Genomic DNA, 24,679 nt, shown 5'->3' with positions numbered 1-24,679 from the left:
GGGGCTGCATGATCACACCGGTTTGGCGGGAAGGTACCGGGCAGCGTGCAACGGCATCAGCGACAACATATCACCAAAACCACCATATCTACTAGTTCTGTCATATCCGATGGCTGATAGTGACAGTTCCAACCTCTCTTCACATACGTCCTCAAAACAATCACCCCACGAAATCAGCATCTTACACATCACCCCGCCTCCACATCGACTCTGGCACGCAAGTTGTAACCTGCTGTCGAAGCAAGGCTCATAACTGCAACCGCGTTTAGCGGCATCCATCAGAAGCCTGCCGCTTCGTCATACATGCTCGATAACGGGGCTTCACAAGATACTCAAACTTTGGAAATTGCTGTTGGAGAGATTGTCGATTGAAACAAAAGGAGTAACACCATGAAGAAAATCGTTCTCGTATGTCTGCTGATGTTGTTTGAACAGTCCCTGTCTTTTGGTGCCACTGATTGCAAGATCGTGCAGTTTCCTGATCGTACTGAAGTTGTGTGCATTGGAGACAGTAAGGTCAAGCCGGCGTCAAAGTTTTTTTCAGCAGCGGGCGGGAATCTGGCAGCCGGCGCCGGGTCCCTGTCATCGGCGCAGATAAATGGCACTGCTCCTCTTTCAACCATCCAGAATGCTTATGATACCGCCATTGATGGCGATGTCATAGAAATCAGCGGCGCAACCATTTCCGGACCCCTGTTGGCAAACAACCCGCTGCTGAGCGTTGTGACCTTCAAGGGTGGCTACAACAGTTCGTTTACCCAAATCGCGGGAGATACGACAACGATCCTGGGCAAGGTCACACTGCAGCAGGGCAAGGTCAACGTGAATGCCATTAAGGTGCGACCAGGTATCGGATCAATCCGCCAGGCGGTCAACCTTGGGACAGCCGGTGATTTCGTGATTCTGGCGAAATCAGCTGTATCAACCACAGGAACCACCGCAGTAGTCGGCAACATCGGCGTCAGTCCCGCCGCCGCAAGCTTCATAACCGGATTTGCTCTGAGCGCGGATCCCTCGAATGAATTTTCAACCTCAGCGGAACCGCCAGTAACCGGTAGAATATACGCATCCGACTACGCCCCCCCAACTCCAGCCAAGATGACTACGGCTATCAGCGATATGGAAATCGCCTTTACCGATGCCGCCGGCAGAACATTGCCCGATTTCACCGAACTGGGTGCCGGCAATATCAGCGGACTGACACTCGTGCCCGGTCTCTATAAATGGGGCACCGGAGTATTAATAACAAACGCCGGCGTTACTATTTCCGGCAGCGCTAGTGACGTCTGGATCTTTCAGATTTCACAGGACCTCACCGTGAATAACAGTGCCATCATTACCCTGAGCGGTGGTGCACAGGCCAAGAATATCTTCTGGCAAGTCGCCGGCCAGGCAACTCTTGGAACCGCGGCTGATTTCCAGGGGATTATCCTGAGTCAGACTCTGATTTCTTTCAATACCGGCGCAAAGCTGACCGGCCGGGCCTTGGCACAGACGGCGGTAACATTGGATGCAACGGCCATTACCGCTCCGGCTCTGTAAGACAAGCGCAGTTGTCCGGGCAACAGTATACAAAGTGCAGCACAAACCGCACGCCACCCAGGAACATCAAGCGATTGAGAGCGCGTCACCGCTGATACGCGTACCCTCACAACTGGCATGGCGATGCGGTGTACGTATCATAAGAAACGCCCGACTCCAAACACCGCTGCTGACAATCAAATAGGAAGAAGAAAGGGTCCGCTATGAAAACAATTCGCATGATTCTTATAATGGCAATACTGGCTTCAGGGAGCCTCATGGTACAGGGATGTCACTGGGTGCAACCACCCGCTCCTCCGGGACTGCCGGCTCCCCCGCCCCTCCCGGTTCCGGGCAGATAGATAGTGCAGGCATTCCCGTTCGTTTGACGCCATAACTGCAACACATCTGATATACGAGTAAAGGCTTGCAGAACATTTCTGCAAGCCTTTACTATTTCCGGCGAACCATTGAAGGACGCACTTCACACTATTTCACTGTCGGTCCGGCTGCAAGGTCACGACAGTTTCTATCCTGAGATCATGCAGGAAATTCTGACGTCAGCCAGTTGGCAGACTTCCATTACACTTCATCTCTCAAAAGGACCTCACTGTTCCAGGGATCAAACGGGACCAGCTTCCTCGTAGGCAAATGGGGCCGGGCAAAGATGACCCCGGTCTCATTCAACATGCATGCTGCGTAGGAAAAGGTACTGTTGGATATCGCGACCGCATGACACCTGCTTAACAGGTAGAAATCAACATAAAAACCGGCACAAAAAACATCGGGAGTCAGCGTCGGGTCCAAATCAATATACGTGACCGGATTATAGGCAGCAAAGTCGGCAAGCACGTTTTCAGGCTCATCACTGGCGATAAAAAGAACGGGCTCCTCCAACGTTTCCCAGAATCCCCTCAGCCATTCCAGATACCATTCAGTTGGCGTGATATAGAGATAGCGATGGTTTACCTGTGCATAATCACCGCGGCGGATGTGAATGCCGATGGCGGTTTTTCCGCGGCTCCGCAATGTTTCATATAGCAAGGAAAGCCTGTTTGCAAGGGCGGGGACCGGCTGAAACAGAGACCTAAAATAATCCTTATAGTGTGCATAAAAGCTGGTATGGAATTGAAAGAACCCCCTGATATCCACATCGTGCTGGATAGCGTCAAGCTGTTCAAGCGTTGCCTTGTCACGTGAGTCAGAATCAAAGTAAATTTCCGGCAGTGTTCGGATTACGGGAGGATCATTGTGGCCAAAGAGATAGGTACCCAGCCATGACGGGGCTTCAACCCTCAGGTTGTGTATGCGGGCATAAGTTTTCAGAAATGCATACTGAAAGATCTGGTTGCCGAAACCGTGATTGCCGAGTGATGACATCGTAATCAGCTGCCTAGGTCCGATTTCTTCCAAAAAAGTTGTCACGTGAGTATCCGGTATATCGAATCGTTGCTGCGATGCACTGCAGTTTTTTTGAATATCAGTGGGATATGATTCATATCGTTAAGCGGTAGTATCCAATAAAACGTATCTTGTAAATACATTTTTAGTACGTTAGAAATTATTTTCTGCGCTTTTAGTACGGTAGACATTTTTTGCAGAAAGTTTCGTTAACGTTTATCCGGGGTTGGATAACACGTATCGCATCGCATGATTGTAGGCCGGATGAAGCGTAGCACATCCGTCGTCTCTCTAAGCCGTACGATCTCGCCAGTACCGGTTAAGACTTGAATATCATCAAATTTGGATTGCTCGAATTGGGACGAATAGAGATGTGATCCAATGAATTCAGCAGTTCAGACGTCAGAAATACGAGATTTTGCAGCCTCTGGGTCATGATTATTGTTTCCAGGGCATAATCTTTGATACGGCGATATACTTCATCGCTATCTAATTCTTCCAACGGCTGAAATTTTTTTTGTAGATTTTTCATCAATTGTCTCCTTGAAAATAACAAGTAAAATCGCGCACAAGAATACGAAATGGCTTGTACACTGTCAGGGGATTTATCGCAACTTGCATGCCGGAGAGGGCATAAATCGCTGCAATCCGATAACTATTCGATTTTAAAGGTGACCAACAAATACCAGGAGAAACAAAGAAGTAAAAATCTGCCGCAAAAGCCGCAGATTTCTGCGGAAACCGTACTATAGTGCGACCTCCCTATGCTGGCATCAGACATACCTCGAAACAAGTAAGCTTCTATATTAAAGATTGAATCGGTTCACAAACCTGTTTCCCCATACGCCAAACACACACAAGAAAAGGCCGTCCGGAGACGGCCTTTCGTGTTACCTGTTTGCTGTTGTCAGCTTATGGGTAGACGTGGTCAAGTCCATCGGCGTAGGTCAGGGTGATCGGAAGTGAACCGCTTGCATTCACGGTGATATTCCCGTTACCGGTATTGGTAATTGTTACAGCGGCAGTACAGCTGTTGTTGACTGCTACGACGCCATTACCGGTGTTGGTTACGGTCAGCAGCTGGCCGTTGTTGACGATGTTGATCGTACCGGTTCCGTTTTCAGTAACCGCAACATGGCCGCCATTGTTCTGGACATTGATAGCGCCGCCGGTAGCTGCGACTGCAACCACATCAGCTGCCTGGGTACCGGTCACGGTAACGCCGGGTACAGCAGGAACGACTGGTGGTACGACAACGACGGGCGGTTCAATGACAACCGGTGGATCTACAACAACGGGTGGTTCAACCGCTACAACGGTCACACCGGGAACATTGATGGTGGTATTGACCAGGGTCACGGAAGCATGCAGGGCCAAAGCCCGGCCGTTCAGTGTTACGCTATCGACATTGCCGGCAGTAGAGGTCGAGATGCCGGAAGCGGCGATGATCGTTCCTACCATGGTGCCGCCGCCGGCGGCATTGATCGTGGCTGCGCTGCCGACCTGCCAGAATACGTTTTTGGCCTGGGCACCGTTAACAAGAATGACGCTCTGGGGGAATGCCACTCCCGGGCCGCCGACCAGCAGTGACGTTCCCATCTGGAAGACAAAGATGGCATTGGGATCGCCCTGGCCGTCAAGGTAGAGGTCGCCGCCCTGAATGGCATAGGTTCCGGGTGCGGATTTGTAGACGCCGGGGGCGAGGGTACGGTTGCCCAGTTCACCGGCGCCGCCACCCAGGGTTGAAACATCGATCCCGCCCGGAAGTGCGGCAGGAGACAGGCTGTCATAGGCGCTCTGGATATCGAGTGCGGCTGCGGCTGCAATGGCATTGGGAACGGAACCGGCCGGAGCAACAGCGGTATGGGCTGTCCCGTTGACTGTTCCGATGTTCATGGTTGTTTCAGTAAAGACTGCGTGCAGGTCGTGGTAGCCGGTAACCAGCGTCGAATCGGCAGTCGTCCCGATATCGCCGTTAACAACCGTATTCAGGCCTTGGTTGGTCATCCCGGCGCCGCCGCCGAAAACACCGAAATTTGCGGCCGATCCAAGAGTGCCCGGATCAGCGACTGCGGCTGTCGGTACATTGCACATAAAGGCACTCAGAACCGACAAGGACACAAGACCTGCTTTTGTTGACATAAAACGTTTCATAAAAAAAATCCCCTTTGACATTGGTGCAACCGGTTATCCTTCACTGAACTTCTACTGCGCATCCGCTAAACGTCTAACCTCATAATCACTGCAACACTCCTCATGGTTCTATATTCCGCTAGCTCAAACTGATCTGAAATTGTTGTGGTCGTCATCATTCTGTTGTTTTAGTAAAGGCAAGTAGCCTGCCAATAACCGCAGCAGGGCAACAACAATAAAATACGCCTGCAATAACAGGCTGATGTGACGGCAGAGGAGCCTGTCGGGCAGAATAATCCAACGTGGAAATCCGCAGAAACTTGTGGTTATCTGAGGTTTGTCCGCAATTTCAGCAGATATCTGTGGGGATGAGGCAAGGGGCAGGCGGGGACATGCGTAATTGAGGGTGGAATGGCATGAACAGGCCGGCTCTTCATGAACAATGGGAATTTATCCCCAAAAAAGCAGTTGTCCACGAAAAGCCGTTTCTGGGTGGCCATCATCAGGGAACTTTGACCAACCGGAGAATCCCAAGCACTGTTGTCTAACCTTGCATCACACGCACCGTTCTCGCCTACGGTATCTTTTCAATAGCCGTATTCATCCGTGGTACGTGCAGTTACTTCCCCGGTGGCGGCGTAGGTCGTAGTCATTGTCATCTTCCCGGCCGCATTATACACAAGCACGCCATACCCTGTCGGGTTGTTCGCAAAATCGTAGTTTGAGGCTTTTATCAGTTTATTGTCAGCATTAAATTCACTCGTTGAATATTTCGTCATCAGCCCGGTTAAGCCGTTATAGGTAGTTTCACGTATTACACGTAATTTATCATTGGCCACTTCATGTTCAATCTTGACAATCATGTTTATAAGCCCCGAAAAGCCGTTGTAGGAAGACCTCTTTATCTCATATTCCTTCCCGTTAAATTCTCTATATTCGTACTCTGTATAATCTTGTAGCTCTCCAACTTTATAGTTACTTTTCTTGGTCAGGCTTCCGGCCGCATTATATTCGTTTGTTGTATATGCAGTTGTCTGCCCGGCCGCGTTAATGATGGAGACCTTCAACAGCAGATCGCCCGTTTCAAGATCATACTCGTTGGAGATAGCATCCTGCAGGATCGCATACACGTCATAGACAAAGTAGCTGGCAATCAGCAACTTGTTTCCCTGCGGGTTATATGTGGTCGCTGTATACCTGAAAAGGGTATTATTAATATCGTAATAGGATCTTTTGGTTTCCTTTCCATCAGCATCGTATTCGTAAGCGATGGACCCGGTGAATAGTTCGGTTTCAGCGTACGTATAGTTATACTCATGTGATTTATATCCCGACGTCGCATCATATGCGTAGAGGGTAATGGTTTTTGTTGTTTTCGGTGTTTTCCCCCCGGTTACCGCATAGACAGTCCTCTTCAGCAGCCTGGGATTGACCGCCGCTGCCGCGGGTTTTGCCGACGCCTCCGGCGATGCTGCACTTTCCGTTGCCCCTATGTTAGCAGTGACAATATAGTAGTAGGTCGTTGCATTGGTAAGCCCGGTATGCGGATAGGGTGAGGCTGCCAGCGGCGATATCTTCGTGCCGGTTGCGGTAGTAACTCCCGGGTTAGTAGACCAGTAGACGCTGTAGTATGTGGCGCCGGCAACGTCACTCCAACCTACTTCCACCTGGCCGTTGCCGGCAGAGGCGGTCGCCACGTCAGGCGCTGAAGGCGCTGCGGCATTGAACGGGGTCATGATGACCGGGGATGATTCAACACCCTCACCGCTTGTGTCTGCTGCTGTTACCACGAAATAGTAGGTGACGCCGTTGGTCAAGCCGGATACCGCATCCCCCTTGTTTGCCCCTGCAACCTTGGTCCCGTTTGCCCTGGATACTGCGGATGATGTGGAGTAATACACATTATAGGAGGTCGCTCCCGGCACATCATTCCAACTGATAACGATCTGACCGTCTCCTGCCGTGGCTGTCACGCCGGAGGGAGCTGATGGTGGCATTGCCTGAACAGACGAAACGACTACAATATTACTTGTTCTCAGGCTTCCCTCCCTGATACTTACGGCCCCATGGAGTTTCGTGCTATTGCCTGCATTCGAGCTGAACGCATCATCGAATCCCCCTACTAACGTGAAGTCGATCGCTTTATCAAGAGTCAGGCCTCCCGCCTGATCACGGGCTACAACGATTACTTTGCCCCCTGGTGCAACATTATCGTACGCTTCCTGTATCGCACCGTAATATGAACCACTGACTGTCATCTGTGTGTATTTCAGTTCAAAAAAGGCGTTCACGACCTTGTCGCTGCTCAGGGTAAGGGCGCAGTATTCCATGCCGGCGCAAGCGCCGCCCCATCCGGTAAAAATGGAATCGGGCAGCGGATTTTGATAAAGGGTGAAATCGGTGAATATGCCGGAACAGGTTCCCGGGCAGGTAATACCGGGCGGAGAGCTGTTGACGGAACCGTGCCCGGAACCTGACACGACAACGGACAGCGTTGCCCCGTAGCTCTGCGTAAGACCTGGCGACAGGAACAGCAGAAACAGCAAGCTGATCCGGCGACTCCATCGCCATATCGCCCGCATACTGAACATTCTGCGTATCAGGTAGATATGATTCATTGTTCTGCAAGGCAGGGTATACGTGGTGATAAGGCATTGAGTGACAAACCAGAGGGAATACTTCATGGGTTGATTCCTCCTTGTTACAGACATAAGAAGAAATGACAATGTGAAGTAAGATTTTATTTGTCTAATTGAAAGGGTATCACCAGAAGGGGTAAATGCAAAGTGACCATTAAATATTGAGCGTGCTTCGGTAAACGCATCTCGAACAGTCTGTTACCTGCATTGCAGACGAAACGGCAATGAACAGATCATCAGCCACACCAAGCCAGACCACAGTGTGGGCCACACTTTCTCAAGGGAGAGATGGCGATAAAAACAAGGCTATTCAGGCCAAGTACAGCGATACTGATGTTTTTCTCAATCACGATGTCACCGTCCAGCATAAAGATGGTTGTCTCGTCCCATTTAACACCCAGCAGGTTGCCGATACAGGCAAAGGCTTGTGTGTCAACAAGGATTCCGCCGACTCGCAAAACCGAGCATTCAACCATCTCACGAATTACCCGAACAATGCTTGAAGGCAATACTGCTATCTTTACCGCTATCAATTGAGCACATATTCTCGAGTCCCAATTGGATTGTCGATGTTTTCCCGTTACTCGGTCTTGAATTGGGCAACCAATTCTTCGAGTGCGGGGGTTTTAGCGCCCAGACAGAAGCTCCTCTTCCCTCTTCCGGCGGAGTAGTGTTGGTAATACAAATATTCTCGCCCAGAAATAATTTTTGTCGAAAAGGATCCATCAAGGTTGCCGATGTTTCTTTGGGCTTCACGAATCGACAAGCTTTCCATCAATTCGGCATGTAGCGTTCTTGATTCAATAGAGAGATCTTTAATCATAGTTTAACCCCTGTTTGCGTAATATCAGGGGTTAATTATATTTGGAAGTGAATTTTACCATCTCTGCTGTCCCTGAGCTTTAAAGTCGGCAACCTTCTATTGCCCCGCTGGGTAACATGGTTGGGAATACCGGCAGCTATAACACGTGCGATTCGAGCCATGAGCTAAAGTCAATGTTTTCTATATCAAGAGTCAATGTTGAATTAAGTATGGATGTCCCCAGAATTCTCCGAAGAATTGCTGCCGCAGGCAAGCTCTGCGAAAACGAAATCTGCCGACTGGAACCCGGCTTCATGACTTGCAGAGATTCCGTCCAGGCAGGTATTTTTGCCCCTTTGACAAGGGAGGACCACCCAAAGCGGCCCTCCCTTGCTGCTGATTCTGCACATCAAATTATCTCGTTACCTTGTAGGGCCTCATCATCTCGTTGTCCTCATGGTCGATAATGTGGCAGTGCCAGACGTAGCCGGGCCCCTTGGTCGGATCAAAGGGGTAGAGGTTCTCTCCGGGTTTGGTCTTTGCCAGTGGCGTGCCTGTCGGTGTCCAGCGCACCAGGATCCGCGTCACCTGGCCAGGGAGTGCTTTGGCCGTATCCTTCCAACCCGCCTCTTCCGGCGCCGGCTTGGCAGGGCTACCCACAAGGTAAGGTGTGAGTGCCGGGTTACCACCGAGAGCGCCGTCCGTGTTGGGGACGTTGTAGGGAAGCGGTGGACCATACCCCGGACAGGGGTTCAGCGGGTCGATGCCGTCACAGGCAAGCGGCAGCAGGGGACCAAAAAAGGCAGCTGCCCAGGCAGCGGGGTAACCGCCGGCCAGATTCGACCCCATCGTCCCATCCATATCATAGTTCTGGCGGTTGAGGATCTGGAACTGCGTAAGGTGCGTGTGCATCGGGTGGGCGTCCATCGTCAGGTTGATGATCTCCCACAGCTCGACCGAACCGACACGCGGCAGCTCACTGATGCCATCCTTCGGAAAGACCGCTGCATTACCGGGTGACATCAACCCATCGTACTTGGTGTTATTAACCAGGACTTCCAGCGGTCCCGTTTCAATAGGCGGGTTGGTGGTGATATCAAACCCGGTGTGCTCCTTCAGAACGAGCTGCCGGACATTGGCAATCTTTACCCCGGCTGCAATATTTCCCATGCCGTCGGTCAGACGGACGATCGGTTTCGGGCGTGTGCATCCACCTGCGGCTGGGTTGCAGCTTGTATCGGCTACTACGCTGCTGCCTACACGAAATTGCATGATTCTGGCCATGCCCGGCTGGGCAAAATCACCAGGTAGAGGGGCTAACGTGCCGGGAACCGCTGGCCCTGCCGGATAGGGGACACGCGCATCATTGGTGACGGTTATGTTCTTTCCGGCAAAGCCCGTGAAGTCTACGATGATGTCCGCTCGTTCGCCCGGAGCTATGAATACCGTGCTGAGCGGCCCGGCCGGTTTGTCCAGATAGGCGTCGTCAGCACCGATGGCATAAACGGGAACCGGTACAGAAAGCCCGTCGATTATGGCGTCACCGAAGGTCAGGTTATAGAAGCGGGCGTTGGAGCCGTCAACTATGCGGAAACGGTAACGACGCGGATCAACATTGAGATAGGGCCAGGGGGAACCGTTCACCACAGCCACATCACCGATAAACTCGGGAATCCAGAAAGGGTGCATGGCCGGATTGGGCGGAGTGCCGTTGAGGTTGCTTGCGGCCGGATTTGTTCCACTGCCGTCAGGGAAGAATAACTGGCTGTTTGCATCGAACTGACGATCCTGTATGGCCATCTCGATTTCATATGCCCCGGCCGGCAGGTTTTTCGGTTCAGTGAGCGGGTCGCGGATAAAATAGAAGGCTGCCAGGCCGCTGTATACGTTTGTGCGGGTGGCACCCAGGGCATGGTCATGAAACCATGGGGTTCCCGGTTCCTGGAAGTTATTATACAGATAGGTCGCCTTGCCGGGAACCGGCTTGGTGAGAGAGCTGTATGCCGGCCCTTTATTGCCGTCCGGCGTGAACCAGGCATTGGGACCGCCGTCAAACTGTGAGGGGATCTCGCCTCCATGCAGGTGCGGAACTGCCGGTGTGCTGGCAGAGTATGCCTTGCAGCAGGGGTCGCCGGGATTTGAGGCACAATTAACGGGCGTAATCCTCATCATGCAGGCAAGGTTAGACGGGTCGGCCCAGTGTACCGTCTGGTCCACCGTGATCAGGTCCTGCAGGGTGCCGGGGCCGCTGGGCAGCTCATTGACATAGTTCATCAGCGTAGGAATGTATCTGCGGGCTTCAACAGTCACCGCCGGCCAGAATGCGGGGCCGAGTAGCTTTCCCGTGATGGAGTCGGAGGTCTCGTAGGCCCAAATCCTGGTATTCTGGAACGAGACCGCTGGGCAGGAGTTGCCGTTTGAATCTGTCGCCGGGTAAGGAGCAACTATGGGGTCAGGAAGCACCGCACGGGCAGCTTCTTTCATCTTCACCGTAAGCAGCGGGTGCCTGAGGGCATCCACCCTCGGGAGGTCGGCGTTGAGGCCGGGACCAAACACAGGCATCTTAACGGCAAACTGCGGAATGCAATCTCCAGGAAGCCATGTTTGTGGTGCCTGGGAACTGGCGTCTGCGTTCCCGGCAATTGCGGCAATAAGGGACACAAGAAAAACGTAGCTCAGATATGAAAGCCTTTTTATCTTTAACATGAGTGTACCCCCCTTTCGAATGACGTTATTCGAAGAGATGTCTTGTTACGGTTAACAGTTAGTGCTGATTGATTCGTGCTCACGGTATTTAAATCGATTCACCTCACTTTCCAAATGTTTCGGTCTCATAACGAGACGCTCCTTGAAAACCAGACAAAGCGGATGTGCCCATCTCAATTCAGCCATTGCATAACGTGATCTTTCAATAGCTGATGGCTCAAAAAAGGCCACAGTCCAGATCGGCGTTTTCAATGAACAGGTATCTTCTGCAGAAGTCTTTCCAACAAAAAAACCGGACATACCTGAAAGAATAATTCCTTCGGCAGCCCGGCCATCTTCACTACGAAGATCCGACGCTTTCTGTCCCCCCTTCGCAAGGGGTTTAGCTTTTTCGTTTTAGGTATATTTTGTTATATTTTGGCATTAAAAACTGAATTGATTTCGATCTGCACCTTTAATTACACACAAGAATCATCAAGAATCATGCCTGATTTACACAAGAGCAAATCAGGTGTGTTTTCAAATAGTTACAGATAATCTCATGACGCACTCAGTCTCAAAATGATACAGTTCATCATACTGAAGTATGATATAAGAGACATTTAATGAGGTATCATATCGGTTTCTGGGGACGGGAGAGTTATGGGAACACCATAATACTTGATTCAGTTTTCCCTTTGGTCCTGGTTCAGGTTATATTCATTACGAAGACAAGAATTTCAAGAGTGCATTTCTGAAAGCACCATCAAAACGGTAACAAAACTAATTGCAATAAAAAATGGCTTACAGAACGCGTCTGCAAGCCATTGATTTTATTGGCGTCCCCGAGTCGATTCGAACGACCGGCCCCTTCCTTAGGAGTAAATGAATGTAAGTATTTCATAGCATTTCCTGCCCCTACGTCACACATCAATTATATCTAAATAAATCTTTGACTTATCATTTGTAATCCGCAATAATTCCCTCATAGCATTTCATCGTTTTACACCAAAAGACAACCTAAAAAGTACAACTAAAGTACAACTAATTCCAGAGGCGACTATGAAAGCCAAGTTTGACGATCCCACGATCAGAAATCTGAAATTGGTGGATAAAACCTACGACTGCATGGCGGAAAAAGAACCTGGCTTTGGAATCCGTGTCCACCCTTCCGGCACCATGACATTCTTCTATCAGTACAAGATAGACGGCCAACGCCGGTTTATGTCTCTTGGAAGCTATGTAGCCACATCGAAGAAGGCCAGCGAGACATCTTTGAAGGATGCTCGCGAACGATATCAAGGCGAGTTGGCAAAGGTGAAAGCTCTCCGCCGTGGCAGTGCAGATGGCGCCGACCCTGTATTGGAGAAGAAGAGAAAACAGGCTAACCGTATAGCAGAGGAAGCGGCACAAGCGCAGGCTCTCACTGTTGCAAAGCTGGTGGAAGAGTACGTGGAGAAACACGCCCAGAAGTTCAAGAAATCGTGGAAAGAAGACGAAAGGTTACTAAACAAAGAGATCGTGGCGATATGGGGCAAGCGCAAGGCAGCAGACATCACAAAACGAGACATGACGTTATTACTTGAGAACATCGTTGACCGTGGCACCCCGGCCATGAGTAACCAGGTATTGAAGGTCGTTCGCAAGATGTTCAACTTTGCAGTGGAGCGTGACATCCTCCCACATACCCCCTGCACCGGGGTCAAGGCACTCGCGCCGAATACCAGCCGGGAACGCACGTTGACAGAGGCTGAGATCAAAACGCTCTGGACGGGCATGGACACCGCTGCCATCAGTGACGAAATCAAGCGAGCATTGAAATTGGTGCTCATCACTGCACAACGGCCAGGGGAAGTGTCTGGGATGCACACCAAAGAGATCAGCGGCCATTGGTGGACTATTCCAGCAGAGAGATCGAAGAACGGCAAAGAACATCGTGTGTATTTAACTAACACGGCACTGGAGTTCGTCGCCGAGTCAATGGAACAAATAAAGAAGGCACGAAAAATACCGGCAGATCAGAAATACAAAGGATTTATCTTTCCCTGCCCCCACAAGAAAAAGGAACAGGCCATTGACTCCCATGCCCTGCCCGTTTCTGTCCGACGCAACCTCGTATGGCCACGAACAGACACCAATGGCAAGCCTCTCTATACCAAGGATGGTAAGCCGGCTACTGAGAACCGACTGGGAGTTGAAAAGTTTACTCCTCACGATTTACGCCGGACGGCTGCAACTTTCATGGCCAGCATCGGGTTCATGGATGAGATTATCGACGCCGTACTGAACCATGTCAAACAAGGCATAATCCGCACCTACAACCGCCATGGATATGACAAAGAGAAACAGCAAGCCCTCGAAGCATGGGAGCGAAAGCTGAAGAGCATAATCACCTCCACTGAAAGCAAGGTCATACCGATCCAACGTAAAACCGCATAGTGCCGCTTCGCTATGCGTCTGGTCCTGCAGAACAGTTATTCCAATAAAGACTCATTACATTGTCATTTAGTCCCATTTTCTGCTATGTAAACACTTTAAATCTCCAACCTACGCAGTGAACGGATGTAATCAAATGGATCAAGCAACACACAATAAAATTATCTCGTTCATCTGGGGCATTGCCGACGACGTGCTCCGCGACCTTTTCAAACGCGGAAAGTACCCTGATGTCATCCTGCCGATGTGCGTACTCCGCCGCCTCGACGCCGTGCTGGAGCCGACCAAACAGGCAGTGTTAGATACCAAGAAGATGCTGGATGACGCTGGAATAACCGAACAACGGGTTGCATTGTGCGAGGCTGCCGGCCAGGCCTTTTACAATACATCTCGTTTTACCCTGCGTGATCTCCGTTCCTGCAACAGCCAGCAGCAGCTCCGCCAGGACTTCGAAGCATATCTGGACGGGTTCTCCCAGACCGTGCAGGACATCCTGGAAAACTTCAAGTTCCGCAACCAGATACCGACTCTCTCCAAGGCCGATGCCATTGGCACCCTGATTGAAAAGTTCCTGAACCCGGAGATAAACCTGAGTCCGAACCCGGTGCTGAATAACGACGGCTCGGTCAAGCTGCCGGCCATGGACAACCATTCCATGGGTACCGTATTCGAGGAGCTGGTCCGCAAGTTTAACGAGGACAATAACGAGGAGGCCGGGGAGCACTGGACCCCGCGTGACGCCGTCAAGCTGATGGCCAACCTGATATTTCTCCCCATTGCGAATAAGATTCAATCCGGCTCGTATCAGCTCTATGACGGCACTGCCGGTACCGGGGGGATGCTGACTCTGGCGGAAGAGACACTGCTGCAGCTGACCTCTGCCGACGGCAAGCAGGTCAAGACCTACCTGTTCGGGCAGGAGATCAACCCGGAGACCTACGCCATCTGCAAGGCCGACATGCTGATGAAGGGCGAAGGGGAAAACGCCGACCACATCGTCGGTGGTGCCGAATGGTCTACCCTGGCCCATGACGCCTTCCCGGCCAAAGAATTCGACTTCATGCTCTCCAATCCCCCCTACGGCAAGAGCTGGAAGAAGGATCTGGAGGATATGGGGGGCAAGGATGGCATGCGCGATCCCCGTTTCAAAATCAGCCATGGCGACGATCCCGAATATTCGCTGGTGACCCGCTCCAGTGATGGACAGTTACTGTTCCTGGCCAACATGGTCTCCAAGATGAACCACAAGAGTCCATTGGGGAGCCGCATTGCCGAGGTCCACAACGGTTCGTCCCTGTTTACCGGTGACGCCGGCCAGGGAGAGAGCAACATCCGCCGCTGGATCATCGAAAACGACTGGCTGGAAGCCATTGTCGCCCTGCCTCTCAATCTATTCTACAACACCGGCATCGCCACCTATATCTGGGTACTGTCCAACCGCAAGCCGGACCACCGCAAAGGGAAAGTGCAGCTGATCGACGCCAGCAGTTGGTTCAAGCCGCTGCGCAAGAATCTGGGCAAGAAGAACTGCGAGCTGTCCGAGGACGACATCAAGCTGGTTTGTGATACCTACCTGGCATTTAAAGAGACGGAGCAGTCCAAGCTGTTCCCCAACCAGCATTTCGGCTACTGGAAGATCGTGATGGAGCGCCCGTTGCGGCTACACAGCCAGTTGACAATTCCGGCCATTGAATCGCTCCGCTTTGCCTCCGGGGATGAGGGTCTACGCTCGCAGCTGCATGACGAGTTCGGTGATCCCTTGTTTGATAACTTCGACAGCATCGCCAAGGCCGTTGAGAAATACCTGGCCGAATGGGGCAGCAGCGATGATGACGGCGATGACGAGGAAGGGAGCAAAAAGGGGCTGCCGGAGAAGAAAAAGAGGAAGCTGCTGGACAGCAACACCTGGAAGCGTGATGCCCGGTTGGTCGAGGTTGCAACCACCCTGCGTGATACCATCGGTGGCGAACTGTTCGAGGATCACAACCTGTTCCGTGCTGCGGTGGATGATGCCCTGAAGAAACAGGGGCGCAAGCTGCCTGCAACAGAGTTGAAGATGATACTGAAGGCAGTCAGCTGGCGGGTGGAGACAGCACCGCCGGTTGTTTCAAAGATCCATAAGCCGGGCAAGGCCACGCCCGACCCGTTGCGGGGTCTGTATGAGATAACTGTCGGCGGCAAGCCCTGTGTGATCGAGTACGAGCCTGATACCGACCTGCGTGACACCGAACAGGTGCCACTCTTGGAAGATGGTGGCGTTGAAGCGTTCATCCGCCGAGAGGTACTGCCCTATTCACCGGATGCTTGGTTGGATGAAGCCAAGACCAAGATAGGCTACGAGATCAGCTTTACTCGCCACTTCTACAAGCCGCGTCCGCTGCGGACGCTGGAAGAGATACGGGCTGATATTCTGGCGGTGGAGCAGGAGGCGGAAGGGTTGTTGGATGATCTACTGCAAGGTGGAAAGGCATGATCGCCGATCTCAAACCATATCCGGAATATCGGGAGTCAGGGCACGCATGGGTTGGCAAAGTTCCGAAGCATTGGGATATACTGCCGAATAGGGCCATTTTCACGGAGATGAAGGAACGCAATCACCCCGACGAAGAGATGCTTTCTGTCACTATCACCCGTGGCATTATTCAGCAAAAGGCGCTACTGGCCAACAGCTCCAAGAAAGACAGCTCAAAGCAGGACAAGTCTGCTTACAAGCTCGTCTGTCCGCGAGACATTGCCTACAACAAGATGCGTGCATGGCAGGGAGCAATCGGCACCTCTGACTTCCGTGGCATCATCAGCCCCGCCTATGTGGTAGTACGTCTGCGGGAGAATCATAATCCGTGGTATTTCCATCATCTCTACCGTACACCGCACTTTGCAAAAGAGGCCGAGCGCTGGTCCTACGGCATTACTTCAGACATGTGGAGTCTCCGCCCAGAACACTTCAAGTTGATTAATACACCGCTCCCTCCCCCCGATGAACAAGCCGCCATCGTCCGTTTCCTCAACCACACCAACCAACGGATCGAGCGCACCATTCGGGCCAAACGGAAGGTTATTGCGCTGCTGAATGAGCAGAAGCAGGTCATCATCCACCGTGCCGTCACCCATGGTCTTGATCCGAATGTCCGCCTGAAACCATCGGGTATTGAGTGGTTGGGAGAGATACCGGAACATTGGGAGGAGCTGCGATTAGGTCGAGTTATTAAACTTATGACCGGATTTCCATTTGCAAGCTCCGGCTTTTCTCAAAGTAAAAGTGACACTAGGCTTCTTCGAGGAATAAATGTAACTCCTTCTGGGGTACGCTGGGATCAAACTGTCTACTGGAAACGCTGCATTGGTGACAAACTTGAGGCATTTAAATTGGTGCCAGGTGATATAGTTCTCGGAATGGACAGACCAATAGTCAGTTCTGGGGTACGCGCCTCTGTCGTTGACAACGAAGATGTTCCATCATTATTACTTCAGCGGGTTGCCAGAATACGTCCAACGGAGAAAATATGTGCTGGATTCTTAATTTTACTTTTAAAAGGTAGAATGTTTTCTACATATATGACACCAATTTTTACGGGAATAAGCGTTCCTCATCTCAGCCCGGATCAGATAAAAAACTTCAAAATACTTCTTCCACCAGTTGCTGAACAAGAGGCCATAATTGAACGCATTGAATCTGAGACGATAATTATTACAAAAACAATCTCTCGTACCGAGCGAGAAATCGACCTGATCCGCGAGTACCGCACCCGCCTGATCGCCGACGTAGTTACCGGCAAGCTGGATGTACGGGAGGCTGCGGCACAGTTGCCGAATGAGATTGAAGAGCTTGAATCTTTGGACGAAATAGACGATAGTGCCGAAATTGAAGATTTGGATGCTTTTTCAGAGGAGGCGGCATGACAGCCGTTCCAGCCGTTCTAGCCGTTCCGGCTCATCCTAAAATTTATCACATAGTCCATGTCGACCGACTGGCATCGATTCTCGCCAGCGGCTGCCTCTGGTGCGACGCAGAGATTATGCGACGTACGCCTCCTGGTACGACCATCGGAATGAATGGCATTAAACAGCGACGACTCAATGAACTGACCCTGACCAACTATCCTAATCTGCACGTTGGCGATTGCGTGCCGTTCTACTTCTGTCCAAGATCTGTCATGCTTTTTTTGATATCACGAGCGAATCACCCCGAGATGGCATATCATGGCGGACAAGGCCCTATTATTCATATAGAAGCGGATTTGCGGCAATCGGTAGCATGGGCGGAAGCACGTGGTCTGCGCTGGGCATATACACTATCGAATGCCGGAGCCTACTATTTTGAAGACAGGTGCAGCTTGGAACAACTCGGCGAGATTAACTGGCCCGCCGTGCAGGCCAGCAACTGGCAACAATGCAAGGAAGGCAAGCAGGCGGAATTTCTAGTCGAACAGCAGTTTCCATGGGAGCTGATTTCACGTATTGGCGTAATGTCGCAACAGGTTTACAATCAGGTTATTGCAGCGCTGGAAGCAACAGGGCACAGACCACGTGTAGAAATTAAACGAGAATGGTACTATTGAAAGAGAGAGGCTTCTTATGATCGAGTACAAGAAGGGAAACATACTCGCTGAAGACGTCGAGGCAATAATAAATACCGTGAACTGCGTAGGTATCATGGGGCGTGGTATCGCACTACAGTTCAAGAATGCGTTTCCGGAGAACTTTAAGGCTTATGCAGCAGCATGCAAGCGAGACGAAGTGCAACCGGGCCGGATGTTCATATATGCGACCAACAGACTGACGAATCCCCAGTATATAATCAACTTCCCCACCAAACGGCACTGGAAAGGGAAGAGCCGGATGGAAGATATTGATGCAGGCCTTACCGCGTTAGCAGACGAAATTCGCACTCGCAAGATCCGGTCGATAGCTATCCCGCCTCTGGGTAGCGGGTTGGGGGGATTGGACTGGTCGAAGGTCCGACCTCGCATAGAAGCGAAGCTACGTGATATTGCAGAACTGAGGGTCATCATATTTGAGCCAAGCGAAGTCCTTGCAGATGAGCGATCAAACAGCTCCAGCGCAGTACCAAAAATGACGGCTGGACGTGCGGCTCTAGTAGGACTGATGCAACGTTATTTTGCCGGACTGCTGGACCCCTTCATATCGCTGTTGGAAGTGCATAAGCTGATGTACTTCCTGCAAACCGCAGAAGAACCCTTGCAGCTGAAATATATCAAGGGACCATATGGACCCTACGCTGACAATCTCAGACACGTACTAAAGGCGGTCGAGGGGCACCTGGTTTCCGGTTACGCCGACGGCGGTGACGCTCCGGACAAACAGCTGGAACTCGTACCGGGAGCACTCGAAGACGCACGAACCTTCCTCAAAGACAAAACTGAAACCGTCTCACGAATGAACAAGGTTTTTGATTTAGTCGAAGGATTCGAGTCACCATTCGGACTGGAGTTACTGGCCACAGTCCACTGGATAGTCACCCACGAGCAACCCAAAGCTATCGATGATATCGTTACGAAGACCTATGCATGGAGCGACCGCAAACGGCAGTTCTCACGGCGACAAATTGCGTTGGCAGCCGATGTCCTAGCTCGAAAGGGATGGATCAGCACTATTTCCGATGCGTGCATGGCATGACCACCGATACCAGCGAGCGTGGACTGGAGGATCTGATCTGCATTGCCATGACCGGCAGGGCCTCTGTCGTCCCGCTGCCGGTTAAAGGTATTCAATCACCGCCGGAGGCCTATGGTGGTACAGGTTGGTTGCTTGGAGACGCCCGTGACTACGACCGGGAGTATTGCGTTGATCTGGTGTACTTGCGTGACTTTATGCAGGCTACCCAACCTGCAATCGCCGTAGAGCTGGAACTGGAAAGTGACACCCCGGTGCGCCGTCGCTTCCTGGCCCGATTGGAGAAAGAGTGTGGCAATCGAGGTGTGATCGACCTGCTGCGCAACGGCCTGAAACACGAGAAATATTCCATCGACCTCTTCTACGGCACCCCATCCCCCGGTAACAGCAAAGCAGCCCTCCAGTACGCCGCCAACCGTTTCAGTGTCACCCGCCAATTCCGCTACAGCCGCGACGAAACCCGCAGGGCATTGGATCTGGGGCTGTTCATCAACGGCCTGCCCATTGCCACCTTCGAGCTGAAGAACAGTCTGACCAAACAGACCGTTGAGGACGCTGTAGAGCAGTATCGCCGCGACCGCGATCCAAAGGAGCGCCTGTTCAACTTTGGACGCTGTATCGTCCATTTTGCCGTGGATGACTGCGAAGTGCAGATGTGCTCCGACCTAAAGGGCAAGGCTTCGTGGTTCCTTCCGTTCAACCGGGGTTGGAACGACGGTGCGGGTAACCCTCCCAACCGGGACGGACTCAAGACCGACTACCTTTGGAAACGTATCCTCACCCCACAGGGTATCACGGACATCATCGAGAACTACGCCCAGATCGTCGAAGAGATTCACCCCAAGACCCGAAAAAAGATTCGTAAACAAATATTCCCACGCTACCACCAGCTGGATGTGGTACGGCGCCTGTTGGATAACGTGCTGCAGAATGGAGCCGGAAAGCGGTATCTGATCCAGCACTCGGCAGGCAGCGGCAAGTCCAACTCCATCGCCTGGCTGGCCCACCAGCTTATCGGACTACGCAAGGATGATAAAAACATCTTCGACTCGGTGATAGTTATAACCGACCGGCGTATCCTGGACGACCAGATAAAGAACACAATCAAGGGTTTCATGCAGGTGGGGTCAACGGTAGGACATGCCGATAAGTCCGGCGACCTGCGCAAGTTTATCGAGAGCGGCAAGAAGATCATCATCAGCACGGTGCAAAAGTTCCCCTACATACTGGACGAAATCGGTGATGAGCACCGAGGCAGAAGCTTCGCTATCATTATTGACGAAGCCCACTCCAGCCAGGGCGGCAAGACATCTGGGGCACTGAACGCCTCGCTTAGCGATCCTGAAGACACCATCAATGATGCCCTGGAGAAGCGGATGGCCGCCCGCAAGATGCTAACCAACGCCAGCTATTTTGCTTTTACCGCCACCCCGAAAAACAAGACTCTGCATATGTTCGGCGAGCCATACCCCGGCGAAGAGGGGAAAGTAAAACATAAGCCATTCGACAGTTACACCATGAAACAGGCAATCCAGGAGAGGTTCATCCTGGACGTACTCAAAAGCTATACTCCGGTCAGTAGTTATTACAAACTGGTGAAAAAAGTTAAGGATGACCCAGAGTTTGACAAGAACAAAGCCCAGAAAAAACTGCGGCGCTATGTGGAAAGCCACGACCACGCCATCCGATTGAAGGCTGAGATCATGGTGGACCACTTCCACGAGCAGGTGATCGCCAAAAACAAGATCGGCGGCCATGCGCGTGCCATGGTGGTCTGCAGCGGTGTCGAAAGGGCCATTCAATATCATCATGCATTTAAAACATATCTGCTGGAGCGTAAGAGTCAGTTTCAAAGCATCATCGCTTTTTCAGGAGAGCACGAGTACCAGGGATGCAAGGTCACCGAGGCGTCACTGAACGGTTTCCCGAGTAATGATATTGCGGACAAAATCCAGGAAGATCCATATCGATTCCTGATCTGCGCAGATAAGTTCCAGACCGGCTACGACGAGCCATTGCTGCATACAATGTACGTGGACAAAGTGCTGTCCGGCATCAAAGCTGTCCAAACCTTGTCGCGCATCAACCGCTCCCACCCGCAAAAGCACGACGTGTTCGTACTGGATTTCACCAACGACACCGATACCATTAAAGAGGCATTCGCGGATTATTACCGCACTACAGTGCTGAGTGAGGAGACTGACCCGAACAAGCTGCACGATCTGAAAGCGGCCCTGGATGGTCGCCAGGTTTACACCAGCGAAGATATTGAGCAGTTCGTTCAGCTTTATCTGGATGGTGCGAAGCGGGAACAGATAGATCCGATCCTGGATGCCTGTGTAGCAGTGTACCTGGAGCAACTGGACGAGAATGGCCAAGTGGACTTCAAGGGGAACGGAAAGGCGTTCACACGCACGTATGACTTCCTGTCGTCGATACTGCCCTACAACAATGCTGAATGGGAAAAGCTCTCCATATTCCTGACATTCCTCGTGCCAAAGCTGCCAGCACCCAAGGAAGAAGATTTATCCAAGGGCATTATTGAAACCATCGACATGGACAGCTACCGTTCTGAAAAACAGGCCACCATGAAGATTATTTTGGCTGATGATGACGCCGAGATAGAGCCAACCCCAGTCGGAGGCGGTGGCAGAAAGCCGGAGCCGGATCTGGATCGTCTCAGCAACATCATCAAATCTTTCAATGAGCAGTTCAGCACCCTTTTCACCGATGTAGACCGTGTCTCAAAACGCATCCAGGAGGACATAGCGCCCAAGGTGGCCGCTGATCAGGCCTACCAGAACGCGAAGCAGAACACCCCGAACACAGCCCGCCTGGAGCACGACAAGGCACTCACACGGGTCATGCTAACCCTGCTGAAGGATGACACCGAGGCGTACAAACAATTCGTCCAGAATGAGTCGTTTAAGCGGTATGTGTCAGATATGGTGTTTAAGATGACGTACGAGAAACATGCTCCAATTGAGGCAAGGATGTGACCTGATCAAAACCCTCCCCGGTTACTACACCGGAGATCCATCCGCTAAGCCTTCGAACTCTGTATTCCGGCTATATTTTTCCCGAAATAACTGTCTTTTCTCATCCGTACGGACCTTCATTATTTTTGCACATTTTATCATTCTGCGTTTTGGGCTTTAGTATGCACCAACTGTTAAGACCTATTTCTCGAGGCTAAGCGTGCAGCACTGATAACAAATTGACGATTTGATTTACCAGAGACCCTCTCGAAATATTTCAGGAGGGTCTTTTCTTCATCAGAAGGGGCGTAGTGCTCTTGTTGCTCTGATACGATTGGGGCAGGATTACCCTCAAAAAAATATAGAACTGGCACTGAGAGAGCTGCTGCTATCTGTTGTATCCTCTCAACACTGACCTTGTTCTGGCCACTTTCATACCGCTGGACTTGCTGGTACGAAATCTCGAGGATTTCTGCCAGGCGTTCCTGAGACATGCCTATGTCCTGCCTGCGAAATTTAACTCTCTCGCCGATTGCTTTGCTGCTTAGTATTTTGTCTGTTCCCATGGTCGAACTATAGCAACGGTGAGCGCCTGCCAAGTACCACCAAAAGAGTGCAAAATAATAGTGCTAGTAAATGCACGCTATGAGTGTATGTTCATTCCTTCTCGATTCAACTTGTTCCAGGGGGAGCACTATGACAACAAGCACGGCCACAAGTAAAATTCAGATATCGTACATTTCAATGGTGGTAGAGGCATTAAGGGAGATGGACGGCTCCGGTAAGGCTGCAGCTGTCAAAGGTTGGATTGCTGATAGAATAACCGCATCTGGGAAAGACTTGCCCGATGCGGTGCTCTGCTCAGGAGCATCAAAGTTCACAAACGACATTCAATGGGCACGGATGTACCTCGTAAATGCAGAAATACTCGAGCCTATGGTAAAATCTGGACGTGGCACATGGAAACTTACACCTAAAGGCTGGGAGATCCCTCTGGATCAGTATACTGCCCAGCAAATCTACGATACCTCAACAAAGAAAGCTATATCCGATAACCAAGTTGCCCCCGAAGATGACGACAAACAAGAAGAACTACCTGCAACCAAATCATGGATAACAGAACTTGTAAAAATTCTCCCTGGGTTACCTGCCATAGGCTTTGAAAGGTTGTGTGCCAATATTATGGCTGAAAGCGGCGTAGAAGCGTACGTGACTGGAAGAACAGGTGATGGCGGTGTAGATGGAGAAGGGTTTCTACCTGTAGGTGGCTTTAATCTTGTCAGAATGCGGGTTGCATGGCAATGCAAGTGCTACATAGATGGCAAAGTACCGAGTTGTGCAATTCGAGATTTTAGAGGAGCAATCGCAGGGCGCGCTGACTACGGAATATTTTTTACGACATCAGCTTATACACCGCCTGCAATATCCGAAGCTAAACGCTTTGGAGTAGCTCCGATCCAATTGGTAGATCTCAAGGCTCTTATCGAGCTAATGGGAGAACGGAGAATAGGCGTGGCTCCAGTTATGGAGAACTCCGCTGAATTACAAGTCGATGATAGCTTTTTCGAGGAATACAAAAATCCGAAAGGCACTGTCTGTTCGCAACTAAACTTGAATATGAGTTTATGACACAGCAGGCTCACAAAGTCCTGCATCATTCAGTTCACATGGGCATTAAGTTGACGATGCTGACCAATGAAGCTTAAACCACATTGTCCGAATGCCAGTATCCCTACTAACCCCATACTAGACCACTGCCAGAGCCGTCTGAACGGTATAGCCACATGTCGCTTAGGGGCCAAAGCAGCAGGCCTCTAAATTCTTACGGCACACAGCCGTCCGGTACACCGCTGTCATACTCTTTTATTTCACCCTCGAATCGGTCAAACTGGATCTCTTCCTTCGGTTCCTGCTGGAGTTGCATTGCTGCACAGTGCAGGTCGCATGGTGCTGCGCATGTTCCAATGGTGTGCCCAAATGCGCCGTAAGCATTCTCGATCCATTTTTTGGCAGTGCGTTTCCCTGGACCAGAGACATTAAATGAGCCGAGGCTGTTAAATTCTTGACTCGATGTAATAGTTGCTGGACCCATCTTGGTGATCAGGTAAATTTTGCATGTTGCGGTCATTATAGCATCCCTCCATATGTTGCTCTCTCAATCGTGGGAACGAAGCAAATTAGCATGCAACCCCGGCGTTACGTGCTACATCCTTTAAGCATGGCGACGCACATACGTCCGAAACGTTCCGAGGCTCTCGTCCGGCAACACACTATTAGTTCCGATGGTACGATAGCGAGGGTACAATTCCCTCGAATGGTTCACCATCAAGACCCCTTCGTTCCCACGATTCAAAGAACAAGAGTTCCCGGTGAATTTAGTGAGGGTGGCGACTCATCTAAACCTACGCACGCCGATCCTACACTTACGCGTCTCGGCGTGGGAGCGGGAA

Annotated in this window: 17 protein-coding genes and 1 riboswitch; of the genes, 8 read left to right on the top strand and 9 right to left on the bottom strand. The window is 51.2% G+C overall.

Annotated features, from left to right (window positions below):
* Window positions 1–390: 390 nt before the first annotated feature.
* Window positions 391–1,542, top strand: coding sequence for an ice-binding family protein (locus tag ACOCF6_RS16670; RefSeq protein ID WP_482461456.1), 1,152 nt, complete (start codon window positions 391–393; stop codon window positions 1,540–1,542).
* Between the two features lie 561 nt (window positions 1,543–2,103).
* Here ACOCF6_RS16670 and ACOCF6_RS16665 read toward each other — a convergent pair.
* The 7 genes from ACOCF6_RS16665 to ACOCF6_RS16635 form a co-directional block, all read right to left on the bottom strand.
* Entirely contained in the window at window positions 2,104–2,946 is an 843-nt protein-coding gene (locus ACOCF6_RS16665; protein WP_482461455.1) for an alpha-1,2-fucosyltransferase, read from the bottom strand.
* A 295-nt stretch (window positions 2,947–3,241) separates the two neighbouring features.
* Complete coding sequence (locus ACOCF6_RS16660; protein ID WP_482461454.1) at window positions 3,242–3,454, bottom strand: hypothetical protein; 213 nt, start codon at window positions 3,452–3,454, stop codon at window positions 3,242–3,244.
* Between the two features lie 380 nt (window positions 3,455–3,834).
* Window positions 3,835–5,076 carry an ice-binding family protein gene (locus ACOCF6_RS16655; protein WP_482461453.1) on the bottom strand — a complete coding sequence of 414 codons (1,242 nt, stop codon included), beginning with the start codon at window positions 5,074–5,076 and terminating at the stop codon, window positions 3,835–3,837.
* A 566-nt stretch (window positions 5,077–5,642) separates the two neighbouring features.
* Window positions 5,643–7,739, bottom strand: coding sequence for a fibronectin type III domain-containing protein (locus ACOCF6_RS16650; RefSeq protein ID WP_482461452.1), 2,097 nt, complete (start codon window positions 7,737–7,739; stop codon window positions 5,643–5,645).
* A 191-nt stretch (window positions 7,740–7,930) separates the two neighbouring features.
* Window positions 7,931–8,170, bottom strand: coding sequence for a GSU2403 family nucleotidyltransferase fold protein (locus ACOCF6_RS16645; protein ID WP_482461451.1), 240 nt, complete (start codon window positions 8,168–8,170; stop codon window positions 7,931–7,933).
* A gap of 104 nt (window positions 8,171–8,274) precedes the next feature.
* A complete protein-coding gene (locus ACOCF6_RS16640; RefSeq protein WP_482461450.1) occupies window positions 8,275–8,517 on the bottom strand; it encodes a hypothetical protein in 243 nt (80 codons plus the stop codon).
* A gap of 393 nt (window positions 8,518–8,910) precedes the next feature.
* On the bottom strand, window positions 8,911–11,202 hold the full coding sequence (locus ACOCF6_RS16635; RefSeq protein ID WP_482461449.1) for a multicopper oxidase domain-containing protein: 2,292 nt from the start codon (window positions 11,200–11,202) through the stop codon (window positions 8,911–8,913).
* 318 nt (window positions 11,203–11,520) lie between these two features.
* Window positions 11,521–11,599, bottom strand: a riboswitch (cyclic di-GMP riboswitch).
* A 644-nt stretch (window positions 11,600–12,243) separates the two neighbouring features.
* Between ACOCF6_RS16635 and ACOCF6_RS16630 the strand changes: the two genes are divergently transcribed.
* The 6 genes from ACOCF6_RS16630 to ACOCF6_RS16605 all read left to right on the top strand — a co-directional run bounded on the left by ACOCF6_RS16630 (window position 12,244) and on the right by ACOCF6_RS16605 (window position 22,250).
* Window positions 12,244–13,620 (top strand): tyrosine-type recombinase/integrase, encoded by a 1,377-nt coding sequence (locus tag ACOCF6_RS16630; RefSeq protein ID WP_482461448.1) that lies wholly within the window; start codon window positions 12,244–12,246, stop codon window positions 13,618–13,620.
* 133 nt (window positions 13,621–13,753) lie between these two features.
* Window positions 13,754–16,090 carry a type I restriction-modification system subunit M gene (locus tag ACOCF6_RS16625; protein ID WP_482461447.1) on the top strand — a complete coding sequence of 779 codons (2,337 nt, stop codon included), beginning with the start codon at window positions 13,754–13,756 and terminating at the stop codon, window positions 16,088–16,090.
* The gene (locus tag ACOCF6_RS16620) at window positions 16,087–17,517 is read left to right on the top strand and encodes a restriction endonuclease subunit S (RefSeq protein ID WP_482461446.1); all 1,431 of its coding nucleotides are present in this window, start codon (window positions 16,087–16,089) and stop codon (window positions 17,515–17,517) included. The genes ACOCF6_RS16625 and ACOCF6_RS16620 overlap by 4 nt, the downstream gene beginning before the upstream one ends.
* Window positions 17,514–18,176, top strand: a complete 663-nt coding sequence (gene darT / locus ACOCF6_RS16615) for a type II toxin-antitoxin system toxin DNA ADP-ribosyl transferase DarT (RefSeq protein WP_482461445.1) — start codon at window positions 17,514–17,516, stop codon at window positions 18,174–18,176. The genes ACOCF6_RS16620 and darT overlap by 4 nt, the downstream gene beginning before the upstream one ends.
* 16 nt (window positions 18,177–18,192) lie before the next feature.
* A complete protein-coding gene (darG, locus tag ACOCF6_RS16610; RefSeq protein ID WP_482461444.1) occupies window positions 18,193–19,254 on the top strand; it encodes a type II toxin-antitoxin system antitoxin DNA ADP-ribosyl glycohydrolase DarG in 1,062 nt (353 codons plus the stop codon).
* Window positions 19,251–22,250 carry a type I restriction endonuclease subunit R gene (locus tag ACOCF6_RS16605; protein ID WP_482461443.1) on the top strand — a complete coding sequence of 1,000 codons (3,000 nt, stop codon included), beginning with the start codon at window positions 19,251–19,253 and terminating at the stop codon, window positions 22,248–22,250. The genes darG and ACOCF6_RS16605 overlap by 4 nt, the downstream gene beginning before the upstream one ends.
* Window positions 22,251–22,423: 173 nt before the next feature.
* Here ACOCF6_RS16605 and ACOCF6_RS16600 read toward each other — a convergent pair whose 3' ends face one another.
* Window positions 22,424–22,795, bottom strand: a complete 372-nt coding sequence (locus tag ACOCF6_RS16600) for a helix-turn-helix domain-containing protein (protein ID WP_482461442.1) — start codon at window positions 22,793–22,795, stop codon at window positions 22,424–22,426.
* A 130-nt stretch (window positions 22,796–22,925) separates the two neighbouring features.
* On the opposite strand from ACOCF6_RS16600, the gene ACOCF6_RS16595 reads away from it, so the two are divergent.
* Window positions 22,926–23,858 carry a restriction endonuclease gene (locus tag ACOCF6_RS16595; RefSeq protein WP_482461441.1) on the top strand — a complete coding sequence of 311 codons (933 nt, stop codon included), beginning with the start codon at window positions 22,926–22,928 and terminating at the stop codon, window positions 23,856–23,858.
* Window positions 23,859–24,051: 193 nt separating this feature from the next.
* Here ACOCF6_RS16595 and ACOCF6_RS16590 read toward each other — a convergent pair whose 3' ends face one another.
* Window positions 24,052–24,357, bottom strand: coding sequence for a hypothetical protein (locus ACOCF6_RS16590; protein WP_482461440.1), 306 nt, complete (start codon window positions 24,355–24,357; stop codon window positions 24,052–24,054).
* Window positions 24,358–24,679 lie beyond the last annotated feature (322 nt).

Source organism: Geobacter psychrophilus (assembly GCF_056821595.1).
This window is presented reverse-complemented; position numbering and strand designations above follow the sequence as displayed.